The 8168-nt window shown below is 68.9% G+C and carries 6 protein-coding genes; 5 read left to right on the top strand and 1 reads right to left on the bottom strand.

Annotated elements, in window-relative coordinates; translation table 11 throughout:
- Window positions 1–6 precede the first annotated feature (6 nt).
- From A5691_RS26830 to A5691_RS26810, 5 genes are all read left to right on the top strand, one after another.
- Window positions 7–1047 carry a hemolysin family protein gene (locus A5691_RS26830; RefSeq protein ID WP_067758898.1) on the top strand — a complete coding sequence of 347 codons (1041 nt, stop codon included), beginning with the start codon at window positions 7–9 and terminating at the stop codon, window positions 1045–1047.
- A 280-nt stretch (window positions 1048–1327) separates the two neighbouring features.
- Entirely contained in the window at window positions 1328–3523 is a 2196-nt protein-coding gene (locus tag A5691_RS26825; RefSeq protein ID WP_068015762.1) for a malate synthase G, read from the top strand.
- Window positions 3524–3631: 108 nt separating this feature from the next.
- Entirely contained in the window at window positions 3632–5671 is a 2040-nt protein-coding gene (locus A5691_RS26820) for a substrate-binding domain-containing protein (protein WP_068015757.1), read from the top strand.
- Between the two features lie 224 nt (window positions 5672–5895).
- Window positions 5896–7149, top strand: coding sequence for a 3-oxoacyl-ACP synthase KasB (gene kasB, locus A5691_RS26815; RefSeq protein ID WP_067784992.1), 1254 nt, complete (start codon window positions 5896–5898; stop codon window positions 7147–7149).
- Between the two features lie 67 nt (window positions 7150–7216).
- Entirely contained in the window at window positions 7217–8077 is an 861-nt protein-coding gene (locus tag A5691_RS26810; protein ID WP_068015754.1) for a haloalkane dehalogenase, read from the top strand.
- Between the two features lie 10 nt (window positions 8078–8087).
- On the opposite strand, the gene A5691_RS29255 is transcribed toward A5691_RS26810, so the two are convergent.
- Window positions 8088–8168, bottom strand: an 81-nt coding sequence (locus A5691_RS29255; RefSeq protein WP_369827052.1) for a hypothetical protein, incomplete at its 5' end; no start/stop codon positions are given.

Genomic DNA, 8168 nt, shown 5'->3' with positions numbered 1-8168 from the left:
TCCGCGATGAGCGATCCCGTCGGAGTGTTCCTGGCGATCGTGCTGATCGGCGTCAACGCCTTCTTCGTCGGCGCGGAATTCTCGTTGATCTCGGCCCGGCGCGACCGGCTGGAAGCGCTGGCCGAGCAGGGCAAGGCGCGCGCGGTCACGGTGATCCGCGCCGGCGAGCAGTTGCCGGCGATGCTGGCCGGGGCCCAGCTGGGTGTCACCGCCGCGTCGCTGCTGCTGGGGCGGATCGGCGAGTCGGCGGTCTCCAGCCTGCTGCGCTCGGCGCTGGGGCTGACCAGCATCCCGCCGCCGCTGCTGCACACGTTGTCGTTCGCGATCGCGTTGGCGATCGTCGTGACGCTGCACGTGCTGCTGGGCGAGATGGTGCCGAAGAACATCGCGCTGGCCGGTCCCGAGCGCACGGCGATGTTGCTGGTGCCGGCCTACCTGGCCTACGTGCGAGCCGTCCGGCCGTTGATCACGTTCTACAACAAATGCGCCAGCGTGGTGGTTCGCGCGCTGGGAGTCGAGCCCAAGGAAGAGCTCGAGCTGACGGTGTCCCCCGTCGAGCTGAGCGAGATGATCGCCGAATCGGAATCGCAGGGCCTGCTGGATCCGGAGGAGCACACCCGGCTGACGCGCGCCCTGCAGATCGGCACCCGGGTGGTCGGCGACGTTGCGGTCCCCCTCGGTGATGTGCACGCCGTGCCGGTGGCCGCACCGGGTTCCGGCCCGACGGTCGGTGCCGTCGAGCGGGCCCTGGCCGAGACCGGCTACTCGCGGTTCCCCGTGGCGAACGTCACCGGTGATTTCATCGGCTACCTGCACATCAAGGACATGCTGACGCTCGGTGACGACCCGGGGACCGTGATCGACCTGGCGATGGTGCGGCCCCTTCCGCGCCTGCCCAAGTCGCTGCCGCTGGCCGACGCGTTGTCGCGGATGCGCCGCAGCAACAGCCACCTGGCGCTGGTGACCGGCGCGGGCGGCGAGGTGGTCGCGATGGTGGCCATGGAAGACCTGGTCGAGGACCTCGTCGGCACCATGCGTGATGCGTAGGGGCACTGGGTCGCCGAGGAGGGCTGCGGCGAGCCCGTATGATTTCCATCGGCTGCCAGTCAAGAAAGTGCTGGAGGGCGCAGGATCTCAGGCGCGTCGACGCGTTGCTGTAAATCGATCCCCTGGCTCGCCGCAGCGGCATGGTTTGGAGCTGTCAGCGCGGCTTGACCTGGTGTGGCGGGTCGGGCGGATACGCTCACCAGGCTGCTGCTCGGTAGGCTGAAGGCATTGCCGCTCCGAGCCAATGCGGCTTGGTGAGGCTTCATTACGGAGGAGAAACATGACTGATCGCGTGTCGGCGGGGAACCTGCGCGTCGCCCGAGTGCTCTACGACTTCGTGAACAACGAGGCCCTGCCCGGCACCGACATCGACCCGGACAGCTTCTGGGCGGGAGTCGACAAAGTCGTCACCGACCTGACCCCCAAGAACCAGGATCTGCTGCGCCGGCGCGACGAGCTGCAGGCCCAGATCGACAAGTGGCACCGGCAACGCGTGATCGAGCCTTTCGATGTCGAGGCCTACCGGCAGTTCATCACCGAAATCGGTTACCTGCTGCCCGAACCCGAGGATTTCACGATCACCACCTCGGGTGTCGACGACGAGATCACCACGACCGCGGGCCCGCAGCTGGTGGTGCCCGTGCTCAACGCCCGCTTCGCGCTGAACGCCGCGAACGCGCGCTGGGGCTCGCTGTACGACGCCCTCTACGGCACCGACGTCATCGGAGAGGACGACGGTGCGGAGAAGGGCACCAGCTACAACAAGGTCCGCGGCGACAAGGTCATCGCCTACGCCCGCAACTTTCTCGACCAAGCGGTGCCGCTGGAGTCCGGCTCCTGGGCCGACGCGACCGCACTCTCGGTCGAAGACGGCCGGCTCAAGGTCGCGACCGGCGACGGGTCCGTCGACCTGGCCAGCCCGGAGAAGTTCGCCGGCTACACGGGCGAGCTCGGCTCCCCCGACTGGTCGGTGCTACTGGTCAATCACGGCCTGCACATCGAGATCCTGATCGACCCGGAATCGCCGATCGGCAAGACCGACCGCGCCGGCATCAAGGACGTGGTGCTGGAATCGGCCGTCACCACGATCATGGACTTCGAGGACTCGGTGGCCGCCGTCGACGCCGACGACAAGGTGCTCGGCTACCGCAACTGGCTGGGGCTGAACAAGGGCGACCTGTCCGAGGAGGTCGCCAAGGACGGCAAGACCTTCACCCGTGTGCTCAACCGGGACCGCACCTACACCACGCCCGACGGTGAGGGTCAGCTGACCCTGCCCGGCCGCAGCCTGCTGTTCGTCCGCAACGTGGGTCACCTGATGACCAACGACGCGATCGTGGATGCCGATGGTAACGAGGTTTTCGAGGGCATCATGGACGCGCTGTTCACCGGCCTGACGGCGATCCACGGGCTCAAGACCGGCGACGCGAACGGCCCGCTGGCCAACAGCCGCACCGGATCGATCTACATCGTCAAGCCCAAGATGCACGGGCCCGACGAGGTCGCCTTCACCTGCGAGCTGTTCAGCCGCGTCGAGGACGTGCTGGGCCTGCCGCAGGCCACGCTGAAGGTCGGCATCATGGACGAGGAACGGCGCACCACCGTCAACCTCAAGGCCTGCATCAAGGCCGCGGCCGACCGGGTCGTGTTCATCAACACCGGTTTCCTGGACCGCACCGGCGACGAGATCCACACGTCGATGGAGGCCGGCCCGATGATCCGCAAGGGCGCGATGAAGAGCACCGCGTGGATCAAGGCCTACGAGGACGCCAACGTCGACATCGGGCTCGCCGCCGGCTTCAAGGGCAAGGCGCAGATCGGCAAGGGCATGTGGGCGATGACCGAGCTGATGGCCGACATGGTCGAGCAGAAGATCGGCCAACCGAAGGCGGGCGCGACCACCGCGTGGGTGCCCTCCCCGACGGCGGCCACGCTGCACGCGATGCACTACCACTACGTCGACGTGGGCGCCGTGCAGGAGGAGCTGGCGGGCAAGAAGCGCACCAACATCGAGGAATTGCTGACCATCCCGCTGGCCAAGGAACTGGCCTGGGCTCCCGAGGAGATTCGCGAGGAGGTCGACAACAACTGCCAGTCGATCCTCGGCTACGTGGTGCGCTGGGTCGCCCAGGGCGTCGGCTGCTCGAAGGTGCCCGACATTCACGACGTCGCCCTGATGGAAGACCGTGCGACGCTGCGGATTTCGAGCCAGCTGCTGGCCAACTGGCTGCGCCACGGTGTCATCACCGAGGAGGACGTGCGCGCCAGCCTGGAACGGATGGCGCCGCTGGTCGATGAGCAGAACGCCAAGGACGCGGCCTACCAGCCGATGGCGCCCGACTTCGACGACAGTCTGGCATTCCTGGCCGCCCAGGACCTGATCCTGACGGGAACCCAGCAGCCCAATGGCTACACCGAGCCGATCCTGCACCGCCGTCGGCGCGAGGCCAAGGCCCGCGCGGCGCAATCAAATTGAGCCGGTGCCTTAATCGGCCTCGGCACCCATTGATGCCGCTGGTGACTAAGATCAGCGGCGGGTTGACAACAAGTCGGATCTATCGACGGAAAGGCGACGGACACCGTTATGGGTAGGCACAGTTTGCCCGACCCTGAGGACTCCGTCGACCAACCGTACGAAAGCGGCGAGGCGGAGGACCGTCACCGGGACGCCGTCGGAGAGGACTACTCCGACGCGGGCCACTACCCGGCCGACGACTATTCGGACGCGGACGACTTCTCGGACGAGGACGAGCCCTACGGCGCCGGGGAGTTCGCGGGTGACGCGGCCGACGAGTACCCGGAGTTCCCGCCGCGGCAGCCGGGCCCGCCCGCCTCGGAGCCGCCGGCCGCGTCGCCGTCGCTGTTCCGCGGCGGGCACCGGGGACTCGGTGACTGGCGGGGCGGCCACCGCAGCGAGGGCGGGCGCCGGGGAGTCAGCATCGGCGTCATCGTGGCCCTCGTCGCGGTCGTCGTCGTGGTGGGCACCGTGATCCTGTGGAGCTTCTTCGGCGACGCTTTGTCCAACCGCTCGCACCAGGCCGCCGGGCGCTGCGTCGGCGGCAAGGAAACGGTCACCGTCATCGCCGACCCGTCGATCGCCGACTCCGTACAGCAGTTCGCGCAGAGCTACAACTCCTCGGCCGGCCCGATCGGGGACCACTGCGTGGAAGTCAGCGTCAAGCCCGCGGGCTCGGACGCGGTCCTGAACGGCTTCATCGGCAAGTGGCCCGCCGACCTCGGCGCGCAGCCGGCATTGTGGGTCCCCGGCAGCTCGATCTCGGCCGCGCGGCTCGCCGGGGCCACGGCGCAGAAGACGATCACCGACAGCCGTTCGCTGGTGACGTCGCCGGTGGTGCTCGCCGTCCGGCCCGAACTCGCGTCGGCCCTGGCCAACCAGAACTGGGCGGCGCTGCCCGGGCTGCAGACCAATCCGAACGGATTGGCCGGCGTGAACCTGCCGGCCTGGGGGTCGCTGCGACTGGCCGTGCCGATGAACGGCAACGGTGACGCGGCGTTCCTCGCCGGGGAGGCGATAGCGGCCGCGTCGGCCCCTCCCGGCGCGCCGGCGACCCAGGGCACCGGCGCGGTGCGCGCGGTGCTGAACGGACAGCCCAAGCTGGCGGACAATTCGCTGACCGAGGCGATGAACGCCCTGCTGAAGCCCGGCGACGCGGCGGCCGCGCCGGTGCATGCGGTCATCACCACCGAGCAGCAGCTGTTCCAGCGCGGCCAGTCGTCGCCAAACGCCAAGGGCGCGTTGGCCTCCTGGCTGCCGTCGGGCCCGGTGCCCGTCGCCGACTACCCCACCGTCCTGCTGAGCGGCTCGTGGCTGACCCAGGACCAGTCCGCCGCCGCCAGCGAGTTCGCCCGCTACATGCACAAGCCCGAGCAACTCGCCAAGCTGGCCAAGGCCGGCTTCCGGGTCAACGGCGTCACGCCGCCGAGCAGCCCGGTCACCACGTTTCCGGCGCTGCCCGCCGCGCTGTCGGTGGGGGACGACGCGATGCGAACGACGCTTGCCGAGGCGATGGCCACCCCGTCGAGCGGGCTGGCCGCGACCATCATGCTCGACCAGTCGATGCCCGGCCAGGAGGGCGGGAAGACCCGGCTGGCGAACGTGATCGCCGCACTTCAGGACAAGATCAAGGCGCTGCCGCCCACGTCGGTGGTGGGCCTGTGGACGTTCGACGGTCACGAGGGCCGCTCCGAGGTACCCGGCGGGCCGCTGGGCGACCCGGTCAACGGCCAGCCGCGCTCGGCGGCGCTGACGGCCGCGCTGGACAAGCAATACTCGTCGGCCGGTGGTGCGGTGTCGTTCACCACTTTGCGCATGATCTACCAGGAGCTGCAGACCAACTACCACGTCGGCCAGACCAACTCGATACTGGTCATCACCGCGGGCCCGCACACCGACCAGACCCTGGACGGGCCCGGGTTGCAGGACTTCATCCGCAAGAGCGCCGACCCGGCCAAACCGATCGCCGTGAACGTCATCGACTTCGGCGGTGACCCGGACCGCGCGACGTGGGAGGCGGTCGCCCAGCTCAGCGGCGGCGGCTACCAGAACCTCGCCTCGTCGGCGTCCCCCGACCTCGCCGCGGCACTCAACGCCTTCCTGAGCTGAGGCCGGATTAGGCTCGCGTACGGGGCGGGTACGGCTACGTTGCGGCGGGGTCTTCCCCGTCTGCAACGCAAGTTGCCGCTAGGCTTTGAGGTTGATTCCACGGCCGACGCGACGGGAAGGCTTTCGGTCGAGCGCCTTCCACGGGAACCCGGAGGGTGCCCCGATGTACGCGCGTCCGTGACGACGACCGGGGCGGCGTCGCGAAAGGATGATCCACGACAGCAATGACGAAACTGATTACTGGACAAGCACTTCCAAACGTGGTGGTCACCGGGATCGCCATGACCACCGCACTGGCCACCGACGCGGAGACCACCTGGAAGTTGCTCCTCGACTGCCAGAGCGGAATCCGCGAGCTCGATGACCCGTTCGTGGAGGAGTTCGACCTGCCGGTCCGCATCGGCGGGCACCTGCTGGAGGAATTCGACAGCGAGCTCAACCCCGCTGAGCTGCGCAGAACCGGCTACCTGGCGAGGATGTCCGCCATCGTCAACCGGCGGGCTTGGGACCATGCCGGCTCCCCCGACGTCGACCCGAACCGCCTGCTGGTGTCGATCGGCACCGGTTTCGGTTCCGGCGAGGAACTGGTGTTCAGCCTGGACAACCTGCGGGCGCGCGGCGTGAAGGCGGTCTCGCCGCTCGCCGTCAGCAAGTACATGCCCGACGCGGCCGCCCAGGCGGTCGGTCTGGAACGGCACGCCAGGGCGGGTGTGATGACGCCGGTGTCGGCGTGCGCGTCGGGCTCGGAAGCCATCGCGCGGGCCTGGCAGGCGATGGTGTTCGGCGAGGCCGACGTCGCGATCTGCGGCGGCGTCGAGACCAGGATCGAGGCGGTGCCCATCGCGGCCTTCGCGAACATGCGGATCGTGATGTCGACGAACAACGCGGATCCGGCCGGTGCGTGTCGCCCGTTCGACAAGGACCGCGACGGTTTCGTGTTCGGCGAGGCGGGCGCGCTGATGGTGCTCGAGACCGAGGAGCACGCCAAGGCGCGCGGGGCGCGCATCCTGGCCCGGCTGATGGGGGCCGGGGTGACGTCCGACGGCTACCACATGGTGGCGCCCGACCCGAGCGGGAGCCGGGCCGGCCAGGCGATGACCCGCGCCATCCAGCTCGCGGGTCTCACGCCCGACGACATCGACCACGTCAACGCCCACGCCACCGGGACGCAGATCGGTGACCTGGCCGAGGCCAAGGCCATCAACAACGCGTTGGGCAACAACAGGCCCGCGGTGTACGCGCCGAAGTCCGCGCTGGGGCATTCCGTCGGCGCGGTGGGCGCGGTGGAGTCGATCCTGACCGTGCTGGCGTTGCGCGATCAGATCGTTCCGCCGACGCTGAATCTGCAAAACCTGGACCCGGAAATCGATTTGGACGTGGTGTCGGGCAATCCACGGCGCGGCAATTTCCGATACGCCATCAACAATTCGTTCGGGTTCGGCGGGCACAACGTCGCCCTCGCCTTCGGCCGGTACTGACGTCCGCTGCGGCCCGGCTGTTGTCGCACTCGGGGCCTAGCATCATGGGCGCGAGCGAAGGAGCGCCATGAGCATCGATTTCACGCCCGACCCACGGCTCTACCCGTTCCAGTCGCGCTGGTTCGACAGCTCGCGGGGCCGGCTGCACTACATCGACGAGGGCTCAGGGCCCCCGCTTGTGTTGTGGCATGGCAACCCGACCTGGAGCTTCCTGTATCGCAACATCGTCATCGCGCTGCGGGACCGGTTCCGCTGCATCGCACCGGATTACCTGGGGTTCGGGCTATCGGATCGGCCCGCGGCGTTCGGATACACCATCGAGGAGCACGCCCGGGTGCTCGGCGAGTTCGTCGACCACCTGGAGTTGGAGGGCTACCTGACGATGGGCCAGGACTGGGGCGGCCCGATCAGCATGGCGGTCGGGGTGGAGCGGGCCGAGCGGGTGCGCGGCGTCATCCTGGGCAACACCTGGTTCTGGCCCACCGACGTGTTCACGACCAAGGTGTTCAGCCGGGTGATGTCCAGCCCGCCGCTGCAGTACGCGATCCTGCGCCGCAACTTCTTCGTCGAGCGACTCGTTCCCGCAGGCACCCGGCATCGCCCGAGCGAGGCGGTGATGGAGCACTACCGCGCCGTGCAGCCCAGCCCCGACGCGCGCAGGGGCGTCGCCGAGATGCCCAGGCAGATCCTGGCCGCCGAACCCCTGCTGGCGCGCCTCGCCCGCGACGTGCCCGCGAAGCTCGGCGCCAAACCCGCCCTGTTCGTCTGGGGCATGAAGGACTTCGCCTTCCGGCCCGGCCCGACCCTTCCCCGGATGCGGGCGACCTTCCCCGACCACGTTCTGGTCGAACTGCCCGACGCCAAGCACTTCATCCAGGAGGACGCGCCCGATCAGATCGCCGCGGCGATCGTCGAGCGTTTCGGCTGACCGGGCGGACTTACGCGAAGGCCTCCACCGGGGGGCACGAGCAGACCAGGTTGCGGTCGCCGTAGGCGCCGTCGATGCGCCGCACCGGCGG

Source organism: Mycobacterium sp. E183 (assembly GCF_001667735.1).
Classification (GTDB): domain Bacteria; phylum Actinomycetota; class Actinomycetes; order Mycobacteriales; family Mycobacteriaceae; genus Mycobacterium.
The sequence above is the reverse complement of the archived record's forward strand: the minus strand, read 5'-3'. Positions and strand labels throughout refer to the sequence as shown.

Coding starts and splice junctions, on each gene's coding strand:
- A5691_RS26825 (WP_068015762.1), top strand. CDS start 1,328: ATGACTGATCGCGTGTCGGCGGGGAACCTGCGCGTCGCCCGAGTGCTC.
- A5691_RS26810 (WP_068015754.1), top strand. CDS start 7,217: ATGAGCATCGATTTCACGCCCGACCCACGGCTCTACCCGTTCCAGTCG.
- A5691_RS26820 (WP_068015757.1), top strand. CDS start 3,632: ATGGGTAGGCACAGTTTGCCCGACCCTGAGGACTCCGTCGACCAACCG.
- A5691_RS26830 (WP_067758898.1), top strand. CDS start 7: ATGAGCGATCCCGTCGGAGTGTTCCTGGCGATCGTGCTGATCGGCGTC.
- kasB (WP_067784992.1), top strand. CDS start 5,896: ATGACGAAACTGATTACTGGACAAGCACTTCCAAACGTGGTGGTCACC.